General features: G+C 62.7%; 18 protein-coding genes and 1 tRNA gene. 15 read left to right on the forward strand and 4 right to left on the reverse strand.

Going from position 1 to position 18,683, the window contains the following annotated elements:
• Positions 1-281 precede the first annotated feature (281 nt).
• The 5 genes from H0241_RS10565 to H0241_RS36365 all read left to right on the forward strand — a co-directional run bounded on the left by H0241_RS10565 (position 282) and on the right by H0241_RS36365 (position 7,529).
• Positions 282-494, forward strand: coding sequence for a hypothetical protein (locus H0241_RS10565; RefSeq protein WP_181057364.1), 213 nt, complete (start codon positions 282-284; stop codon positions 492-494).
• Positions 494-2,404 (forward strand): AAA family ATPase, encoded by a 1,911-nt coding sequence (locus tag H0241_RS10570; protein WP_181057365.1) that lies wholly within the window; start codon positions 494-496, stop codon positions 2,402-2,404. Before H0241_RS10565 ends, H0241_RS10570 begins: the two co-directional genes overlap by 1 nt.
• Before the next feature lie 348 nt (positions 2,405-2,752).
• On the forward strand, positions 2,753-3,577 hold the full coding sequence (locus H0241_RS10575) for an ATP-dependent metallopeptidase FtsH/Yme1/Tma family protein (RefSeq protein WP_181057366.1): 825 nt from the start codon (positions 2,753-2,755) through the stop codon (positions 3,575-3,577).
• A gap of 598 nt (positions 3,578-4,175) precedes the next feature.
• Positions 4,176-5,111 carry a recombinase family protein gene (locus H0241_RS36360; RefSeq protein ID WP_181057367.1) on the forward strand — a complete coding sequence of 312 codons (936 nt, stop codon included), beginning with the start codon at positions 4,176-4,178 and terminating at the stop codon, positions 5,109-5,111.
• A 642-nt stretch (positions 5,112-5,753) separates the two neighbouring features.
• On the forward strand, positions 5,754-7,529 hold the full coding sequence (locus H0241_RS36365) for a recombinase family protein (RefSeq protein WP_407941740.1): 1,776 nt from the start codon (positions 5,754-5,756) through the stop codon (positions 7,527-7,529).
• Here the strand turns inward: H0241_RS36365 and H0241_RS10595 are convergent.
• Positions 7,485-7,574: transfer RNA gene (locus tag H0241_RS10595), tRNA-Ser, on the reverse strand. The two genes, H0241_RS36365 and H0241_RS10595, sit on opposite strands and share 45 nt — an antisense overlap.
• Positions 7,575-7,935: 361 nt before the next feature.
• Here H0241_RS10595 and H0241_RS10600 point away from each other — a divergent pair.
• The 4 genes from H0241_RS10600 to H0241_RS10615 all read left to right on the forward strand — a co-directional run bounded on the left by H0241_RS10600 (position 7,936) and on the right by H0241_RS10615 (position 10,860).
• Entirely contained in the window at positions 7,936-8,676 is a 741-nt protein-coding gene (locus tag H0241_RS10600; protein ID WP_235984224.1) for a hypothetical protein, read from the forward strand.
• Positions 8,677-8,791: 115 nt separating this feature from the next.
• Positions 8,792-9,115, forward strand: coding sequence for a hypothetical protein (locus tag H0241_RS10605; protein ID WP_181057369.1), 324 nt, complete (start codon positions 8,792-8,794; stop codon positions 9,113-9,115).
• A 232-nt stretch (positions 9,116-9,347) separates the two neighbouring features.
• Positions 9,348-10,337 carry a BMP family lipoprotein gene (locus H0241_RS10610; protein WP_181057370.1) on the forward strand — a complete coding sequence of 330 codons (990 nt, stop codon included), beginning with the start codon at positions 9,348-9,350 and terminating at the stop codon, positions 10,335-10,337.
• A 67-nt stretch (positions 10,338-10,404) separates the two neighbouring features.
• Positions 10,405-10,860 (forward strand): GNAT family N-acetyltransferase, encoded by a 456-nt coding sequence (locus H0241_RS10615; protein ID WP_181057371.1) that lies wholly within the window; start codon positions 10,405-10,407, stop codon positions 10,858-10,860.
• Here H0241_RS10615 and H0241_RS10620 read toward each other — a convergent pair.
• Positions 10,855-11,250 (reverse strand): hypothetical protein, encoded by a 396-nt coding sequence (locus H0241_RS10620; protein WP_181057372.1) that lies wholly within the window; start codon positions 11,248-11,250, stop codon positions 10,855-10,857. The genes H0241_RS10615 and H0241_RS10620 overlap by 6 nt on opposite strands.
• Before the next feature lie 13 nt (positions 11,251-11,263).
• Entirely contained in the window at positions 11,264-11,470 is a 207-nt protein-coding gene (locus H0241_RS10625) for a SlyX family protein (protein WP_181057665.1), read from the reverse strand.
• Between the two features lie 220 nt (positions 11,471-11,690).
• Here H0241_RS10625 and H0241_RS10630 point away from each other — a divergent pair, with 220 nt between their 5' ends.
• From H0241_RS10630 to deoA, 6 genes are all read left to right on the forward strand, one after another.
• The gene (locus tag H0241_RS10630; protein ID WP_181057373.1) at positions 11,691-13,223 is read left to right on the forward strand and encodes an ABC transporter ATP-binding protein; all 1,533 of its coding nucleotides are present in this window, start codon (positions 11,691-11,693) and stop codon (positions 13,221-13,223) included.
• Complete coding sequence (locus tag H0241_RS10635) at positions 13,220-14,359, forward strand: ABC transporter permease (protein WP_181057374.1); 1,140 nt, start codon at positions 13,220-13,222, stop codon at positions 14,357-14,359. Before H0241_RS10630 ends, H0241_RS10635 begins: the two co-directional genes overlap by 4 nt.
• 1 nt (position 14,360) lies before the next feature.
• Entirely contained in the window at positions 14,361-15,332 is a 972-nt protein-coding gene (locus H0241_RS10640; RefSeq protein WP_023683182.1) for an ABC transporter permease, read from the forward strand.
• Between the two features lie 114 nt (positions 15,333-15,446).
• Positions 15,447-15,839: a cytidine deaminase gene (cdd, locus tag H0241_RS10645; protein ID WP_181057375.1), complete on the forward strand. Its 393-nt coding sequence runs from the start codon at positions 15,447-15,449 to the stop codon at positions 15,837-15,839.
• 12 nt (positions 15,840-15,851) lie between these two features.
• Positions 15,852-16,670 (forward strand): purine-nucleoside phosphorylase, encoded by an 819-nt coding sequence (locus H0241_RS10650; protein ID WP_181057376.1) that lies wholly within the window; start codon positions 15,852-15,854, stop codon positions 16,668-16,670.
• The gene (deoA, locus tag H0241_RS10655) at positions 16,670-17,989 is read left to right on the forward strand and encodes a thymidine phosphorylase (protein ID WP_181057377.1); all 1,320 of its coding nucleotides are present in this window, start codon (positions 16,670-16,672) and stop codon (positions 17,987-17,989) included. The genes H0241_RS10650 and deoA overlap by 1 nt, the downstream gene beginning before the upstream one ends.
• 10 nt (positions 17,990-17,999) lie before the next feature.
• Here the strand turns inward: deoA and H0241_RS10660 are convergent, their stop codons facing one another.
• Positions 18,000-18,563, reverse strand: a complete 564-nt coding sequence (locus H0241_RS10660; RefSeq protein WP_181057378.1) for a TIGR02281 family clan AA aspartic protease — start codon at positions 18,561-18,563, stop codon at positions 18,000-18,002.
• Between the last annotated feature and the right edge of the window lie 120 nt (positions 18,564-18,683).

Here is an 18,683-nt window from a genome sequence, read left to right on the forward strand (position 1 = left end):
CAGTCCCCTGGAAGGAGCCAATTCGGCTCACCGTCGAAGCGCCCAGCACCCGGAAACAGAAGCAGGCGAGTCCTGCAGACGTGGGCAACGGCATCGGAGCAGCCCCACGGTCGAAACCTCGGAGGGCGCCCGCGTCGGCAACTCGCAACGTGACGCCGACCGTTAGACCAAGGAAGGCGACCGCCTCGCTTCCTCTTCTGATGCTGCTTGGGCACAGCGAATGCTGTGCGGAGCTCAGGCGCGCCGGCCGCATCATGGCCTGCGACTGCAGGATCAAGCCCATGGAAGATCCCGCGGTGACGGTGGGACTCGTCATCCATTATGCGCGGATCAGCCTCGCCCAGCGGGTACCTATTCCGCCCGTCATCATCGAACTGCTGACCCGACGGGTCGAGGAAGGTGATCCGGCCTGCATCATGGTCGCCGAGTGGTGCGACGCATCAGGGCTGCTCGACCTGAAACCTTTGACGCGCTCGAAACGGAGGCCTGGGTGATGGATACCCGTCTTGCAAATCATCTCCTTTGGCGTCTCCGCCACCGCGCGGAGTCTGACGCCATCGACCATGCCGTGGAACGTGGAATCCTTGTTGAGAAGCTTCGGACATCGGAGGGGCGGAAGGTGCGGACCTTCACGCCAGGGTCAGCAGTCGCCGGCAAATCGGAGGCCGAGATTTTGCGCCTGGTTCAGCATGCCAGCAGTGCCGGCTCGAGATCTGGCAGAGCGGCGGAAGACGACGAATACGGCATTGCGATGGAGGCTTTGCAGAGTTCAGCCGGTCGCGGCGCCAAAGGACTCCGGAAGGGCAGCGGTACGGCGCGATCCTTTGCGCACCGTCTTCCGGATACGGCAAACCTACTCCGCGCCGTGCGCCGGTCGGCGGAGCCTCTGCGCGCGGTAGACGTCGCCACCATGCTGCTCGTCGCCCAGTCGATCACGATGAGCGCGACACCGTTCGGCGAAGTCCTGGAGGCGCTTCGCGTCCCCAGTCCCATCATGACTGTCACCGGGCGGGTCGCAGGATTCGAGGAAGCATTCCTCGACCTGCTCGGGCGGGGCCTGATTCTTCCTGGCATCGTGGCGGCTTGCAAAGGCTATAACCTCGTGCGGGATGGTTATGGACTCCGCTTCGCCCAAGTCTCCGATGATCCCCGTTGGCGGGTGGTCACTTTCCGGGGGCAAGATTTCGAGGCAGGTGATGAACAGCAGGCCGAGCGATGCGTCGCGGGCGCCGCCCGGAGTGTCTATCCGATCCTTGGCGTTACCGAGAGCGATGATCGACTTCCGGAGCTCCTCCGACACGCCGCCCGGATCAATTTGACCTGCGGTCCGATTGACATGGGCATCATCCGCGAAACTTTGCGCGCGGTTCTTGGTGAGATGCCGGAAACAGGCATCGCCGACGCCCGCGCCTCCGTGCTGGTGCTCTCCGATCTGGCGCTCGCGATCCGGCCAGGAACGTCCGTGCGACGCGCCCTTGACCTTCTGGATGACCTTGCCCGTATGCGGCTCGCTTCGACCGAGGCAGACAAGAGGGACGTCTCGGGCAAGGATTTCGCCCGCAGGAGTTCCGGCACGACGGCCTCCAAAACCGTGCGCGGCACTCCCGGATCGGGCAGCGAGAGGATCGAACCGGCCGCAGTGACGGGAAGTGAAAAGAATCGCTTCATACCCCGCGTGGAGACGCTGACCGGCTATGGCGAGGCCAAGGAATGGGCGCTTGCACTCAAGGACGACCTCGCGCTCTGGCGGGCGGGCACGCTCGCCTGGGAGGACATGAGTACTAAGATTCTGCTCAGCGGCCCGCCCGGCACCGGAAAGACCCAATTTGCCAAGGCGCTCTGCAACAGCCTTCAGATTCCGCTGATTGCCTCGGCCGTCTCGGTGTGGCTGGAACCCGGTTATCTCGGTGATGTCCTGAAAAGAATGTCCGCCGCGTTCGCCGAGGCGGAAGCGGCAAAGCCAGCAATCCTGCTCATCGACGAGATCGACGGTATCGGCAAACGTGGCGCCAGCGGTGAGTGGACCAGCTACTGGGACTCCGTCGTTAACCGCGCTCTGGAGCTTCTGGACGGGGCGGCAAAATCTGACGGCGTGATCGTCATCGGGGCGACCAACAATCCGGATGCGATTGATCGTGCGTTGCTGCGTTCTGGAAGGCTCGAGACACACATCCCCATTCCACGGCCCGATACCACGGCGCTGATCGGAATCCTTCGCCATCATCTGAAAAACGATCTCGACTCCGTCGTGGCGAGCGCTCCACCACGGCCAGCCCATTCGGCCGATGCCGGGATCGCCGAGACTGCTGAGGTGAGAGATGCTGGCTCCACCGCCGAGAAATGGCGCGACCCGGCATCTCGTCGACATCCTGCCGAAGACACAAAGGACAATCCGCCATGGTGACGTTCAACCCATACAATGCTGACCAGGATGCCGCCTTCGATCGCGAGCTAGCGCGTCTTTGCGCCCTCGTGACCGACATGGAGAAGATCCGGTCGGGTGCACCGCCTGACCTTCTCGGAGAAGGAGCCCCGATCCTGGACCGCTGGGTCATGATACACAGGCCGGCACTGTGCCTCGCCGGGCTGTCGACGGGGGCACCCCGAGGCTGACGGGTGAGGCTCGGCCGATCGTGACTTCCGATCTCTGGTTGATGTCCAAGGATCGTCAATGGGCCAGGACGTTGTCGCGCTGGTACCGCCTTGAGCCGTCCCGTCGACAACTTCCGAAATGATGCATGAGGAGGCTGCCATGATCGACCAAAACGATGCCAACGAGGCGACCCGCGACGTGCTCCACCGGCTCGCGTTGAAGACGAAAGGCATGACCGGCGCCGACATCGCGCGGCTGGTTCGCGAGGCCCGCCACAAGGCGCGGCGTGGAAGCAGGCAACTCGCCTTCTCCGACATCTACGATATCCTGACCTCCGCCCGGCCGGATCGACCGCAACCGCTTCGCTGGCGCATGGCGATCCACGAAGCCGGCCACGCCGTCGCCAGGTTAGTCCTGGAACTGGGCCGTGTCATCTCGATCAGCATCGACGGCCTGGCCGGCGGCTACACAGCAGGCGAAACGCCGACCATGGAAGCGGAGACAGCGGGTTTCTTCAAGGGACTGCTCGTCATAGGCCTCGCCGGACGCGCTGCCGAGGATGAATTGCTCGGCTCTGTCACCGCCGGTGCTGGCGGGTCGCCGGACAGCGATCTTGCGCAAGCGACCGAACTGGCAATGGCGATGGAAACCGCGCTGGGTTTTGCCGGGACATGTCCGCTTCTCTACCGTCCCGTCGAGGATAGGTCCTCGCTGCTCGCCTACAATCCGTTGCTGGCCGAGCGTGTCAGCGCCCGGCTCGACGAGGCCTATGACCGCGCCCGTGACCTCATCCGCCGCAATACCGACGCGATCCTTCTCCTTGCGAAGGCGCTGATGGCGCACGACACGCTGGAAGGGTTGGACCTCATCGCCGTCCTGAGGGAGGTGAAAAAGCGGATAGTTTCCGACGCCTGCGAGAGGGTCGGGGACGATTGCGGTACGTCCGATATCCCTTTGGATGCTGTCGACAGCGAGAAGCCCTGAGCGTCCCGATGATGATCACTGACACCGGTCGGGGAGTTCCGGGGGGTGATCGAAGCCACACCAACCATGGCGATGCAGTCCGCCATTGGCGGCGTACAACCTGTGGCTGGGGTCGGCCAACATCACGAGGAATATTGGGCGCCTGTGGCGGCGTGCGCGGGCCGCTCGACGTCAGATCAGCCGACAATTTGCCGAGGTGGCCGGTCGTTCATTGATCGATTTTCGGCTTCGGTAGGAGGTTGGCGATGCTCCGCTCGCATAAGGATTGGATTGCTCGTCCATGCCCAAGCGCGACGGCTTTGTCCGGAACCGAGGGGCAGAGGCCGACGAATCCTTGTTGGCAAGGTTTTGGTCCCTGCAACGCTCCCTGAATGGTCCCTTTCTTGGCGGAACGAATCCTTCTGGTTGCATTCAGATTTGGGGGTTCGTCAAGGATTCATCTGGCAGCGGATAACAAGGATTCGATAATGTTGACAATGGGTTAGATGAGTCATGCTTGCCTCACCTCGTTGCAAAAGCGGGCCTGAAATGCTTAGAATGGTGTCATCTGGAATTATCAACATGCAAGAGAGATACAACCTTAGATTGGAGCCATGAAATGCGCGCTTGGGTCTGTGCACGTACCGCGAATGAAAGCCAAAACGAGTGGGGGGCGAAAGTGGATGCCCAACTGGAAAGGCTACGCCGGTACGCTCGCGATCACGGATGGGAAATAGTTGGAGAGACGCGCGAACCGGCAACATCCGGAATCGCACCGAACAGGCCAGGGCTCGCTTCCCTGTTAAAGATTGCTGATTCACATCCCAAGCGGTTCGACATTCTCTTGGTGGAGTCATTGTCTCGCCTGTCGAGAGACGGGGCGGCACTAGAAAGTATCACGCGGCGCCTGAAGCTTGCCGGGATCGAAGTCTGCACGACGGGGGCAGTTTCCTTTCCGATGGCCACAATGGCCGATCGCATGTCTTTGTCTATTGACGAGTACATCTGTCGTATCGCGGAGGATGTCCGAGCTAGCAGTCTGGCCGCTGCGCCTGCTGGCCATTGCTCCTTTTCTGCGCCTTTCGGGTATATCAGTACTCGCGAAGCCAATGGCCGTCGTACCTGGGCGATCCACGAGGCAGAGGCCAAGGTGGTGCGACATGCCTTCCATCTTGCGCTCGAGTACAACGAGGGACCGAGAGGAATAGCCCGCCATTTGAACGATGCCGGGCATACCACGCGAAGCGGCAAGGCTTGGTCTGTATCCGCAATTGGTCGGATGCTTGGGAACCCGATTTACTCGGGAGTTGCCCGCATCAAGGCCCCGCTGGATATCGACAATATTGCCGAAAGCATCACTGGAATCCGCATTTCGGTGCCTCCCATAGTCTCGAGGCAACACTTTTTCAGCGTTCAACGGATTTGCCGGGACCGGACCCTTCGCCGCGGCCCGGCCCACTCCTCAAAATCTCGAACGTGGGCGGGAGATGAACCGTGCAGACCGCTGACCGACAACGTTTTCAGGCGGCCGCATAGGGGCAAGAAGAGTAAATGACCATGTCCACAGGACGACCGCTGGCGGTGCGCGCAGGATTGCCCCCTCCAGGCGGCACACGCCGGAGTGGCCTTGACGTCGGCCGGCGATCGAAAGCCAATCCACCGACACGACACCGAGATACGGCCCTCGGTCAGAGAAAGCGCACCTTCGCGGCCCGAGTGCCGTGCGGCATTGTAATGCTTGTGCCTCGCCTAGCATCGTCAAAACGGTCCAGAATTCGTCCGATCGTGCCCGAACAAGCGACTGCTCGATCCGACACAACGGTCGAACGTGCATCGGCGTCTCGTGGAGCGAAGCCGCCCGCGGAAATATCACGAAGACGGGTTCGTAGGGAGCGTTAACAATGGCGCCTATCAAGAAAGCGCTGCTGCAGTCCCGAAAAGTCGGCGGCGACCGTTCACGCCGATCTGCCAATCGAGGACCAAGAGGACATGACTCCAAGCGAAGATCCCAGGCGAAACCAGATACCCGTCGAGAGCACCTGGTTCTCTACGAGCGAAAAAGGAAAACGGCGTCACGGAACGCACGACAGGTCAGCCTGCTGATGCCATCAGATTTGACAGTCACAATCCGCGAATTGGATGCCTTGGAGATACTGCTTTCAGCGACATACGGAGAGAATGAGGAAGGAGTCTCGATATGACAAATCGAAGGAGGGAGCGATCGGCACCCTCGCCAAAGCTGACAATTGAGAACCTGAGCGCACCGAAGTCGACGCGCCTGAGGTCAACACAAGAGAGACGCGCTCTCGCATTAGGAACGGCTAACGTTCAAGCGCTTGGCGTACAAAAGGCCATTCGTGTTGCTCTTTATCTTCGGGTATCCAGCAGCAGAAGTGTCGAGTCGAATCTCTCGATCCCAGAACAGGAGAAACAACTGCGGAGATACTGCAAGGAGCGCGGGTGGATTGTCGTTACCGTGTACGAAGAAGCTGGCAAGTCAGCAAAGACGACCAATCGGCCCCAGTTCCGCATGATGGTATCCGATGCCCAGGCTCTGGAGCGCCCGTTTGACGTAGTTCTCATCTGGACGACATCGCGGTTCGCGAGATCGTCAATCGACTACGCCCTAGTTGAGCAGCTCCTTCGTTCCCACGGCATAGAGGTTCTGTCGGTCTCGCAGTCGTTTGCGCGGAACGCAGGCGGTTTCGTCGCCAAACGCGTTTCGACAATGTTCGATGAGTACCACTCCATCAGGTCGGCGGAAGATTCTATCAATGCACGCCGTCAAATGGTCGAAAACGGCTTGTGGCCCGGCGGCATGACGCCGGATGGGTATACGCTGGTCCCTGCACCAGGCCAGCGGGACCGGAAGGTGGTGGCCATCGACGAAGACAGGCGCCCCATCGTAGAGCGCATTTGTTCATTGGCTCTGCATGGCGATGGTCAAGGCCCGCGGCTTGGCGTTAAGGCCATAGCGATGTGGCTGAATAGCCGAAGAATATGGACGAGAACAGGTGCCCGTTGGAGTAGCCAGGCAATCCATCGCATACTAACCTGCTCTTCCTACTTCGGTGATCACTACTGGGGCGTAGACCCGGCGATCAGTGAGCATCGGGAGGAACAGGACCCTGTTCTCCTGAAAATTCCGGCTATCATTTCGCGAACCATGTTCGAAGAAGTTCAGCTCATGCTGGGCAAACGCAACCCCAAAATGCATGCGGCAAAGCAGGTGAGCAGTCGTCTTCTGTTGTCCGGCATCGCGCATTGCGAGGAGTGCGGCAAGGCCATGACGTTGCGAACAGGGAAGACGTACCGCTACTACTATTGCAGTTCCGCCAATATGGGGAAATTGGTGTGCAGTGGGCCGGCGATTCCGGAGAAGGAACTGGACGATGCCGTTCTCAACGCAGTCCGCTCGCGCGTGCTGAGCAAAGACCACCTGGAAGGACTCCTCGGTGGCCTGCAGCGCCGAGAGCGCAGTCGAGCAGCATCAGTATCTCGAGAAATGCCCGCACTACGTTCCCGTGTGTCGGCGGCAGAGGTGGCCATGGAGGGATTGTGGGCCAGCCTCCGTCTTGCACCCACTTTGGAAAAGGACCCGCTCTTTCAGAAGAACCTCAGGCTTGCGGCAGATGAGCTGGAGTTCACCCGCTCGAAACTCGATGATGCAGTTGAAGCGATGGATGATGCTGGCGATGTCAGCGCAGCTGCTATGCAGCTGTTTCGAGACCAGCTCTTGGACATTCTGGACGGCCCAAATGTTCACAGGCGCAAGATCTATCTCGAATCGATAGTTCAGCGAGTTGAGGTAGGACAAACCGAGGTTCACATCGAAGGACATATCGAGGACCTGCGCAAAGCCGTGGAGGCTTCTGCCAACGGATCGGGTGGTAGCTCTGACCCAGAAGTTCGCAGATATGTTCGCAGATGGCGGAGAGAGCGGGATTCGAACCCGCGTTACGGTCTCCCGTAAACACACTTTCCAGGCGTGCGCCTTCAACCACTCGGCCACCTCTCCGTCCTTGCATTTCGCGCCGGCCGGTTTTGCCGCGCGGGTTGGGGAGATGCATCCCTTTGGGAAGTGCGGGGGAGACCCGCGCGATAGGCGCCGCCAACCAGCGGATGCCCTTCCCGGCGCCCGTCAATCAAACAGGCGCGGGGCTCATCTAGTCGATCCGGCGCCGAATGCCAAGCCATAACGGCAGTCTATTCGCTTTGCCGGCCATGCATCGTTTCGTCGGGCCGCCAACGCCTTCGCTTCAAGGGCGCCTCGGCTCCGAATGGTGTGCACAGGCAAGGCAGCAGGGCCGGCCGCGCTTGACATCGCCCCGGGCCAGCTGTCGAGTGAGGCAGAGGCTTTGCGGGGGCAACGTCCAGACATGACATCGAGCAATCAACAGCCGGCCAGCGGGACGCCGGCCGGAGGTATCCCAGGCGGGTTGCCGCCGCCCGGGCGTTCGGACCTGTCCTTCATCCCGGTGGTCTGGCTCCTCTTCGTCATGGCGTTGTCGGTCTATGGGCTGGTCTCGGCCTGGTGGCTGGTGGGCAATTCCGGCCTGCCGGAGACGGTTTTCTATTTCGTCCTTGGCGCGCTGGCCTTCGACATCATCACCATCCTGTGGGGGCTCTATCTGCTCGGCCTCGCCTTCGGCCGTTCGGCGTACTTCCCGCGCCATTTCACCTTCTGGCAGATCGCCATTATCGTCTTTCTGCTGGCAAGGCAGGCCTATGTGCTGGCTGTGCCGGAATTCGTGTTCTCCGCCAGAAGTCTGGCCATCGCTGCCGCCGAAATCGGCATCGGCCTGTTTTGTATCTACCTGCTGCGTCGCGAAGCCGGATCCGCAGACGTCTATACCGCACAGCAAGCGCAAGCGCCGTCGGTCTTTGCTTCGATCGTCGCCGCGCTGCTCGGCATCATCCTCGGGGCGGTCGTTGGCGCCGTCGCCGGATTCGCGCTCGGCGCTGGCATCGCCGAAGTCACCGACATCAGCTGTTTCGAGGGCGGCTGCGGCTACTTTGCTGTGTTCATCGGCCTTACCGGGCTGGTGGTCGGCGCCATCGCCGGCGGCATCCTTGCCGTCTGGCTCGTCCATCGGCGCCGCCGAAAGGCGGCGATATAGGCGGACGGGGGCTTCAAATTCGCGTATGCCGATTGCACACCGGTCCTACGCATTCTATTCCTCGTCTTGACCGGAAGGTCCTCGGGAGGAGCTTGAGGACCGGAGGAAGATCTCGATGTTGCGTTTTCTGTTTCGCCTCGCGGCCATGGTCGCACTTTCGGTCGCCGTCATCATGGCGGTGCTCGACGCGACACGCTCGGTGGCGGCTTCCGCGCTGGTCATGACGCCGCTCAATTCGAGCTGGCTGGCGGTTTCGCCCGACACCCGCGCGGCCTTTGAGACCTTCGTGCGCGCCAAGGCGAGCCCGATGATATGGGATGGCGGCATCGCCTGGGTGCTTGCCCAGCCCGGCTTTGCGGTGTTTTCGGTCGCAGCCTTGCTCCTCTACGCGATCGGCTACCGGCGCCGGCGGCGAGGCGGGGAATTCGCCCCGGGCTGACGGGTTGTCCCGGCGGGCCGGCGACGACAACGCGGCAACCATCCACGGTTGTCACTGCCTTGGGCATGCTTTTCCAAAAGGTCAAAATTCCGCGTGAATTTTGTTTCGGGCCGTGCCAGATTGCCTGGAGCGGGAGGGGAGTACGCTCCTGGCTGATGTCGCATGCCTGCCGGAGAACCGGGCAGGCGGGCGGCGCGTAACGGAAAAAAATAACCGACAGGGTGTGGATCACATGAAACGTATCGTTCTCGGCCTCCTGGCCGCAACCGCAATGGTTCTTCCGGCTTTCGCCGCGGATGTCCAGCCGGCCATCCTCTACGATCTCGGCGGCAAGTTCGACAAATCCTTCAACGAGGCTGCCTATCATGGCGCCGAAAAGTTCAAGACCGAGACCGGCACCGCCTATGTCGAGTTCGAAGTGTCCAACGCCTCGCAGCGCGAGCAGGCGCTGCGCCGCTTCGCCGAAGACGGCCGCAACCCCATCGTCATGGCCGGCTTCGCCTGGGAGGATGCGCTGAAGGTGGTCGCGAAGGAATATCCCGACCTCAACTTCGCCATCATCGACGACGCCGTCGACCTGCCCAATGTCCGCTCGCTTGTCTTCAAGGAAAACGAAGGCTCCTATCTGGTCGGCATCATGGCGGCGATGGCCTCGAAGTCCAAGAAGGTCTCCTTCATCGGCGGCATGGACATTCCGCTGATCCGCAAGTTCGAATGCGGCTATGTCGGCGGCGCCAAGTCTGCCGGCGCTACCGACGTCATCCAGAACATGACCGGTGATACGCCCGCGGCGTGGAACGATCCGGCCAAGGGCGGCGAGATCGCCAAGACGCAGATCGACCAGGGCTCCGACGTGGTCTATGCCGCGGCCGGCGGCACCGGCGTCGGCGTGCTGCAGGCTGCGGCTGACGCCGGCAAGCTCGGCATCGGCGTCGATTCCAACCAGAATGGCCTGCAGCCCGGCAAGGTGCTGACCTCGATGCTGAAGCGCGTCGACGTTGCCGTCTATACCGCCTTCATGGACGGCAAGAACGGCACCTTCAAAGGCGGCCTGCAAAATCTCGGCCTCAAGGAAGGCGGCGTCGACTACGCCATGGACGACAACAACAAGGCGCTGGTCACCGACGAGATGAAGGCAGCGGTCGAAAAAGCCAAGGCCGACATCATCGCCGGAACGATCCAGGTGCACGATTACACCGCCGACAACGCCTGCCCGTATTGATCGGCAAGCGCTAGTTTTGGAGCCGCCGGGTGAAAGCCCGGCGGTTTTGTTTTTGAGGGTAGCCGTGATGTCGACGACAATCGAAGCCATGGCGGAGCGCGACGTCGAGCCGATCGCAAGGCAGCGGCTCGCCGCGTTCTTCGCTGGTACAGAACGAACATTGGCAGAAGACGCGGCCGGACTTCGCGAATTGCTCGGTGGCAATGGGTTCGAGGCGGCATTCGTTGCGCGAGAGCAGGGCCTGCCGATCGGGAGTTGCCTGCTGGTCCGCGACGAGATCGATCCGGCACACGATTTGACGCCATGGCTTGCCGGGCTGATCGTTGACCAAGACCATCAAGGGCGCGGCATCGGCACAGCGCTGGTCAGAGCGGTCGAAGCTCATGCGGCATCGGCTGGTGTACGCAGGCTCTATCTCTACACCTGGCAAGCGCGTCGCTTCTACGAAGCGCTCGGCTGGGTAGAGGTGCAGACCTTCGCGCAGGATGGCGAACCGATGGCACTGATGTCTCGCGCGCTATAAAGTGCCCACGAGATAGCCCAGCGCAAACACCACGATCAGCGCGATGGCGATGGCGAAGCCGCGCCGGCCGCCGAGCGAATGCACGCCGACGCCATAGGGACGGCGCTCCAGCCTGCTGATTACCGGAGTCGGTTTGGCTTCGTCATGGCTGACCACGCGCATTTGCGGCATTTCGGCGATTCGCTGCGAGATCAGCTGCCAGCGGTCGCTGCCGCCCGACGGCCGCCCCGTGCGATCGAAGACATGCATGCGCTCGGCCAGCCGCATCACCGTGTCACGGAAGGCAGGATCGATCGCCAGGTCGCGCTCGGCGCGCTCCCGGTCGCGGTCGTTCATCAGGCCAAGCACATAGTCGCCGGCACGCGCCACGCGATCGCTTTCACTGGCCATCGGCTTCTCCTTGCTACCAGTGCGGCGGTTTGGTTATCGGCACATCAGGCGCCGACTGTTCCTCCAGCGCCATGAAGCGCTCGGTCAGGGCATCGAGCTTGCGCTGCATGCGCTCGATCACCGTCCACTGCTCGGCGATCTGGCCGGACAGTTCCTCGATGGTCTTTTCCTGCTCGGCGGCGCGGATTTCCAGCGTCGTCAGCCGGTCGGCAGGCATGATCATCTAAAAAAATCCTTCGGTCCTGGCGCACGCAGTCGCAGAATGATGCGAATATTGAGCCTTGTATATTAGTGAATGTGAAGGTCCCGGGCCACGTTCGAAATTGACAATCGCACCGGGATTTGTCGAGAGTGATGGTTGCGCCGCCAATTGGCACGGGTGGGGCATCATGCTAGGCATTTTGACCAAGCGATAAAAAAATAAGAGTGGGACAGGCTGCATGGCGCAAGCCGCAATCGAACTGATCGGCATCAACAAGAGTTTTGGCGCCGTTCGCGCCAATCGCGACATCAACCTGGAGATCGCGCGCGGCACCATCCACGGCATTGTCGGCGAGAACGGCGCCGGCAAGTCGACGCTGATGTCGATCCTCTACGGCTTCTACCAGGCCGACAGCGGCGAAATCCGCGTCGGCGGCAAGCCGGCGTCGATCAAGACCTCCAACGACGCCATCGCGCTCGGCATCGGCATGGTGCACCAGCATTTCATGCTGGTCGACAATTTCACCGTGCTGGAAAATATCATCCTCGGCGCCGAAAGCGATGCGCTGCTGAAAAAGAGCATCGCCAAGGCGCGCTCCGAACTGGAGCGGCTCGAGCGCGAATACGGGCTGGAGGTCGATCCCGACGCCATCATCGAGGAATTGCCGGTCGGCCTGCAGCAGCGCGTCGAAATCCTGAAAGCCCTCTATCGCGGCGCCGAAATCCTGATCCTCGACGAGCCGACGGGCGTGTTGACGCCGGCCGAGGCCGATCACCTGTTCCGCATCCTCAGGCAGTTGAAGGACCAGGGGAAAACGGTGGTGCTGATCACCCACAAGCTGCGCGAGATCATGGCCATCACCGACAATGTCTCGGTCATGCGCCAGGGCACGATGGTGGCGACGCGCGAGACCAGCAAGACGACGGTGGGCGAACTCGCCGAGCTGATGGTCGGGCGGCGCGTGCTGTTGCGGGTCGAAAAGGGCGAGGCGGAAGCCGGCGCCGTCAAGCTCGCGGTCAAGAACCTGACGGTGAAGGATTCTCGCGGCGTCACCATGGTCGACGACATCTCCTTCGATATCAAAGCCGGCGAGATCGTCGGCATTGCCGGCGTGGCCGGCAACGGACAATCCGAACTGCTGGAGGCGATATCCGGCATCAGGCACGCCGTCTCCGGCTCGGTTATGCTCGACGGCAAGCCGATCGACCTTACCGGCAAGGCAGATCCGGGTGAACTGCGCGACCGCGGCCTCGCACACGTACCGGAGGACCGCCATCATGTCGGGCTGGTTCTGGCCTTCGAGGAGAACGAGAATTCGATCCTCGGCTATCATGACGACCCGCGCTATCTCAAAGGGCCGTTCCTCAACATCGACGCGATCATGGCCGACGCCAAGGACAAGATCGAGAAATACGACATCCGTCCCGGCAATCCGCGCCTGAAGACGGCGAATTTCTCCGGCGGCAACCAGCAGAAGATCGTGCTGGCGCGGGAAATGGAACAAGACCCGGGTGTTCTCATCGTCGGCCAGCCGACGCGCGGCGTCGATGTCGGCGCCATCGAATTCATCCACAAGCGGCTGATCGCCATGCGCGACCAGGGCAAGGCGGTGCTGGTGGTGTCGGTCGAGCTCGACGAAATCCGTTCGCTGTCCGACCGTATCCTGGTGATGTTTGCCGGCCGCATCGTCGGTGAGCGCGGCCCCGAGGCGACCGAAGGCGAGCTTGGCCTGCTGATGGCGGGCGTCGAGCGCCAGGAGGCGGCAGAATGAGCACGCCTTACGCCAAACTACCGGCCTGGGCCGACTATGGGCTGATCCCGCTGATCAACCTGTCGGTCGCCTTCATCGTTGCCGGTTTCGTCGTCATGCTGGTCGGCGAGAACCCGTTCCGCGCCGCCGTCATCCTGGTCGAAGGCGCCTTCGGCAAGGGAACCGGCATTGCCTTCACGCTGTTTTATGCCACCACCTTCATCTTCACCGGCCTGTCGGTGGCTGTGGCCGCGCATTGCGGTCTGTTCAACATCGGCGCTGAGGGCCAGGCCTACATTGCCGGCCTCGGCGTGGGCGTGGTCTGCCTTGCCTTCGACAGCGTACTGCCATGGTGGCTGACCTTCCCGCTGGCTATCGCCGCCGGGGCTGCGGTCGGCGCACTGTGGGCGCTGATCCCGGCCTATCTGCAGGCCAAGCGCGGTTCGCACATCGTCATCACCACCATCATGTTCAATTTCATCGCCGCGTCGATCATGGTCTATCTCCTGGTCGGGCCGTTGAAGCCAGCGGCCTCGCAGGCGCCGCAGACGCGTAACTTCCTCGCCGGGGCGGAACTGCCGAAGCTCAACTGGATCATCGAACTGTTCGGCGCCAAGATCCGCTCCGCGCCCTTCAACATCTGCTTCCTGCTGGCGTTGGTCATGGCCTTCCTGGTCTGGCTGCTGATCTGGCGCACCAAGCTCGGCTACGAGATGCGCACCTACGGCCACAGCCCGAAGGCGGCGCGCTATGCCGGCATTTCGGAGACCCGCATCATCATCATCGCCATGATGATCTCCGGCGCACTGGCCGGCATGATGACGCTGAACCCGGTGATGGGCGACCAGCACAATGTGGCGATCGACTTCGTTTCCGGCGCCGGCTTCGTCGGCATCGCCGTGGCGTTGATGGGCCGCCTGCATCCGGTCGGCATCGTGCTGGCGGCGATCCTGTTCGGCATGCTCTACCAGGGCGGCGCGGAACTTGCCTTCGAGATGCCGGCGATTTCCCGCGACATGATCGTCATCATCCAGGGCCTGGTCATCCTGTTTGCCGGTGCGCTGGAGCACATGTTCCGGCCCTACGTCCAGGCGCTGTTCGCCTCGTTCAGTCCAAGGTCGGTCGGCATCGAAGCGGTCAAAGGGAAGGGTGCCTGAGATGGATGTGTTCATCGCCATCGTGCAGATCCTCGACTCAACCATACGCTTGTCGGTGCCGCTACTGCTTGCCTGCCTCGCCGGCCTCTATTCCGAACGCGCAGGCGTTTTCGACATCGGGTTGGAAGGCAAGATGCTGGTCGGCGCCTTCGCCGGTGCGGCGGCCGCTTCGGTCTTCCATTCGGCCTTCCTCGGTCTCGGTATGGCGATCGTGATGTCGGTCGCCTTTGCCCTGGTGCACGGCTTCGCTTCGATCACCCATCGCGGCAACCAGATCGTCTCCGGCGTGGCAATCAACTTCGTTGCCGCCGGCTCAACCATCATTCTGGGCCAGGCCTGGTTCCAGCAAGGTGGGCGCACGCCGGCGCTGCAGCCGGGCGAGCGCTTCGAGGCCATCACTCTGCCAGGTGCTGCCGCCATCCACGACGTGCCGATTATAGGGCCGATCTATTCCGAGCTTCTGTCCGGCCACTCGATCCTGGTCTATCTCGCTTTCGCCATGGTTCCGTTCACCTGGTGGGTGCTGTTTCGCACCCGCTTCGGCCTCAGGCTGCGCGCCGTCGGCGAGAACCCGGCCGCCGTCGACACCGCCGGCATTTCGGTCGCCTGGCTGCGCTACCGGGCGCTGATCTGCACCGGCGTGCTGACCGGCATTGCCGGCGCCTATCTGTCGATGGTGCAGAATGGCGGCTTCGTGAAGGACATGACCGCCGGCAAGGGCTACATCGCGCTGGCGGCGCTGATCTTTGCCAAATGGCGGCCGGTCAACGCCATGTTCGCCTGTCTTCTGTTCGGCTTCCTCGACGCGGCGGCGATCCGCCTGCAGGGCTCGCCTCTGCCGCTCATCGGCAAGGTGCCGGTGCAGTTCATGCAGGCGCTGCCCTATGTGCTGACTGTCATTCTGCTTGCCGGCTTCATCGGCAAGGCGATCCCGCCACGCGCCGGTGGCGTGCCCTATGTCAAGGAACGGTGATCCGATAACGCTAGTCTGAGATCGCTGAGCCGAACACGCGGCTCGGTGCTTGAAAGGCGCCAGGAAAACGCAAAGCGCCGGGTTTTGACCATGATCGTCGGAGAGAACGTCTGAATGTCGCATGATCTGTTCGAAGCCGCGCAGGAGGCCATGGCCAAGGCCTACGCGCCCTATTCGAAGTTTCCAGTGGGGGCGGCGTTGCGGACCGAGGACGGACGCGTCTTCACCGGCGCCAACATCGAGGTCGCATCCTATCCGGAAGGCTGGTGCGCCGAGACCACCGCGCTCGGCCACTACATCATGGGCGGCGGCGGCAAGATCGTGGAAATCGCCGTCATTGCCTCGCGTATGGCGAAGTGCTCGCCTTGCGGCGGCTGCCGGCAAAGGCTGGCGGAATTCTGCCGGCCGGACACGAAGCTCTATCTCTGCGACAACGGCGGCGTGGTCGAGACCGTGACCATGGGCGACATGCTGCCCTACGGGTTCCGCGGCGACATTTTGAAATGAAGATTGGCTGACATGAAAGAAGCTCTGGACCATCTCGTTGAACGGCTGGACGGGTTGGCGCCCACCGCCGCCATGGTGCTGGGGTCGGGCCTGGGCGGGCTTGTCGACCAGGTCGAAAATGCCGTGCGCATTTCCTATGCCGACCTGCCGGGTTTCCCCCGCAGCGGGGTGACCGGCCATGCCGGCGAGGTGGTGGCGGGGCTGTTTGCCGGCACGCCTGTGCTGATGCTGTCCGGCCGCGCCCACTATTACGAGCATGGCGTTGCGGCTGCAATGCGGCCGGCGCTGGAAGTGCTTGCCGGCATTGGCATCACCAAGCTGATCCTTACCAATGCGGCCGGCTCCGTCGATCCCGACATGCTGCCAGGATCGGTGATGCTGCTCACCGACCACATCAATTTCTCCGGCTCCAACCCGCTGATCGGCGAGCCGAGCGACCGCCGCTTCGTCGGCCTGACCGAAGCCTATGATGCCGGCCTGCGTTCGGCGATCGAACGCGCCGCCAAGGCGACCGGGACAGCGTTGCACAAGGGCGTCTATATGTGGTTTTCCGGCCCGTGCTTCGAGACGCCGGCGGAAATCCGCATGGCGCGCATCATGGGCGCCAATGCGGTGGGCATGTCGACCGTGCCGGAGGTCATCCTCGCCCGTTTCCTTGGGCTTCGCGTTGCCGCCTGTTCGGTGATCACCAACCTTGCCGCCGGGATGACCGGGGCGGAGCTGTCGCACCAGGAGACCAAGGACATGGCGCCGATCGGCGGCGCGCGGCTGGCGACGATCCTTGCGCATGTGTTCCAGGACGGGTTGCCGGAGCCAAAGGGCGACGCCTGATGCTTCCCCAGGAAATCATCCGCCGCAAGCGCGACGGCCAGAAACTGTCGGCGCAGGAGATTGCGGCCTTCGTCACCGGCGTGACCTCGGGCAGCGTCACGGACGGCCAGGTCGGCGCCTTCGCCATGGCGGTGTTCTTCAACGGCATGAGCCGCGATGAGGCGGTGGCGCTGACGCTGGCGATGCGCGATTCCGGCGACGTGCTCGACTGGTCGGACCTGCCGGGTCCGGTCACCGACAAGCATTCGACCGGTGGCGTCGGCGACAATGTCTCGCTGATGCTGGCGCCGATCGTCGCCGCCTGCGGCGCCTATGTGCCGGTGATCTCCGGCCGCGGGCTCGGCCATACCGGCGGCACGCTGGACAAGATGGATGCCATTCCCGGCTATATCAGCCAGCCGGATGTGGCGCGTTTTCGCAAGACGGTGCTGGAGACCGGCTGCGCCATCATCGGCCAGACCGCCGACCTCGCGCCCGCCGACCGCCGGCTCTATGCGATCCGTGACGTGACAGGGACGGTGGAATCGGTGCCGCTGATCACCGCCTCGATCCTGTCGAAGAAGCTGGCGGCCGGCCTGCAGTCGCTGGTGCTCGACGTCAAGGTCGGCAATGGCGCCTTCATGGAGAGGTCGCGCGACGCGACCGCACTTGCCAACAGTCTGGTCGAGGTTGCCAATGGCGCCGGCCTGAAGGCCTCGGCGCTGGTCACCGGCATGAACGAGCCGCTGGCGTCGGCGGCCGGCAACGCGGTGGAGGTGCGCAACGCCGTCGATTTCCTCACCGGTCGGTTCCGTGACAAGCGGCTGGAGGATGTGACGCTAGCGCTGGCCGCCGAGATGCTGCAATCGGCAGGGCTGGTTTCGTCCAACCAGGACGGCCTCAGGCGGGCGACTGAGACGCTGGGCGGAGGCCGTGCGGCGGCTGCCTTCGCGCGGATGGTGGCAGCCCTTGGCGGTCCCGCCGATTTCGTCGAGAAGCCGGAGAAATATCTGCCCAAGGCGGCAGTGGAGTTTGCGGTCAAGGCGACCGGGAATGGCTTTGTCACTGGCATTGCCACACGCGACATCGGGCTTGCCGTGGTCGGGCTCGGTGGCGGGCGCACGCGGCCGGACGACCGGATCGATCATGCGGTCGGCATCACCAGGCTGCTGCCGATCGGCGCCGAGGTGCGGGCCGGCGATGCGCTGGCGTTGGTCCATGCCCGCACGGATGCGGATGCCGAGGCAGCCGCAGGCGCCATACTCTCGGCCTATACGGTTGGGGCTTCAAAGCCGGGCGCCGACAAGACCGTCATCCGGCGGGTGCTGGCGCGCGGGTAGCCGGAAGGCGCTACTGCGCCAGCAGCAAGGTGCCGTTTTCGACCTGGTATTTTGCCAGCCGCTGCAAAAAGCTCATGCCGATCAGGTTGGTTTGCAGCGCCCGGTCGTCGAGCACCACCGCCTGGATGTTGTCGACGCTGATCTTGCCGATCTGCAGGCGATCGATGGTGACCACGGCCGCCCTGATCGCGCCGTTGGCGGTGTTGACCTGATGGCTGAAATCCGACGGGTTGAGCGAGATGCCGATGCGGCGCGCCGTCGAGGTGTTGATGGCGACCAGCGTGGCGCCGGTGTCGATCATGCCGTCGACCTGGCGGCCGTTGAGCTTGAAGGCGGAGGTGAAATGGCCGCGCTCGTCTGCCGCCACCAATACCTTGCGGCCGGTGGGCAGCGGTGCTGCCGGCTTGTCGGGAACCGAGGCGAGGTTCAGCTCGGGCTGCGGTTGCGCGGCCGGCTTGCTGGCGACGGTCGACTTCAGCAGGCCATCGAGGGTCTGCGGGTTCGACTGATAGACGATCGGGATCGACGCCGATGTGCCGGCGAAAACGCCCAGAATGAGAAGCTTGCGCAGCATGAATGGACCTTCGTGGAGGCCCCATTCTCATGCGAACATGGTATTTGCCGCTTTAACGCCATCCGAAACCACGGCTTTGCGTAAACGGGTGGTAAACGACGGGATGTCAGCTGGCTTTGC

This window comes from Mesorhizobium neociceri (genome assembly GCF_013520985.1).
GTDB classification, from domain to species: Bacteria; Pseudomonadota; Alphaproteobacteria; order Rhizobiales; family Rhizobiaceae; genus Mesorhizobium; species Mesorhizobium neociceri.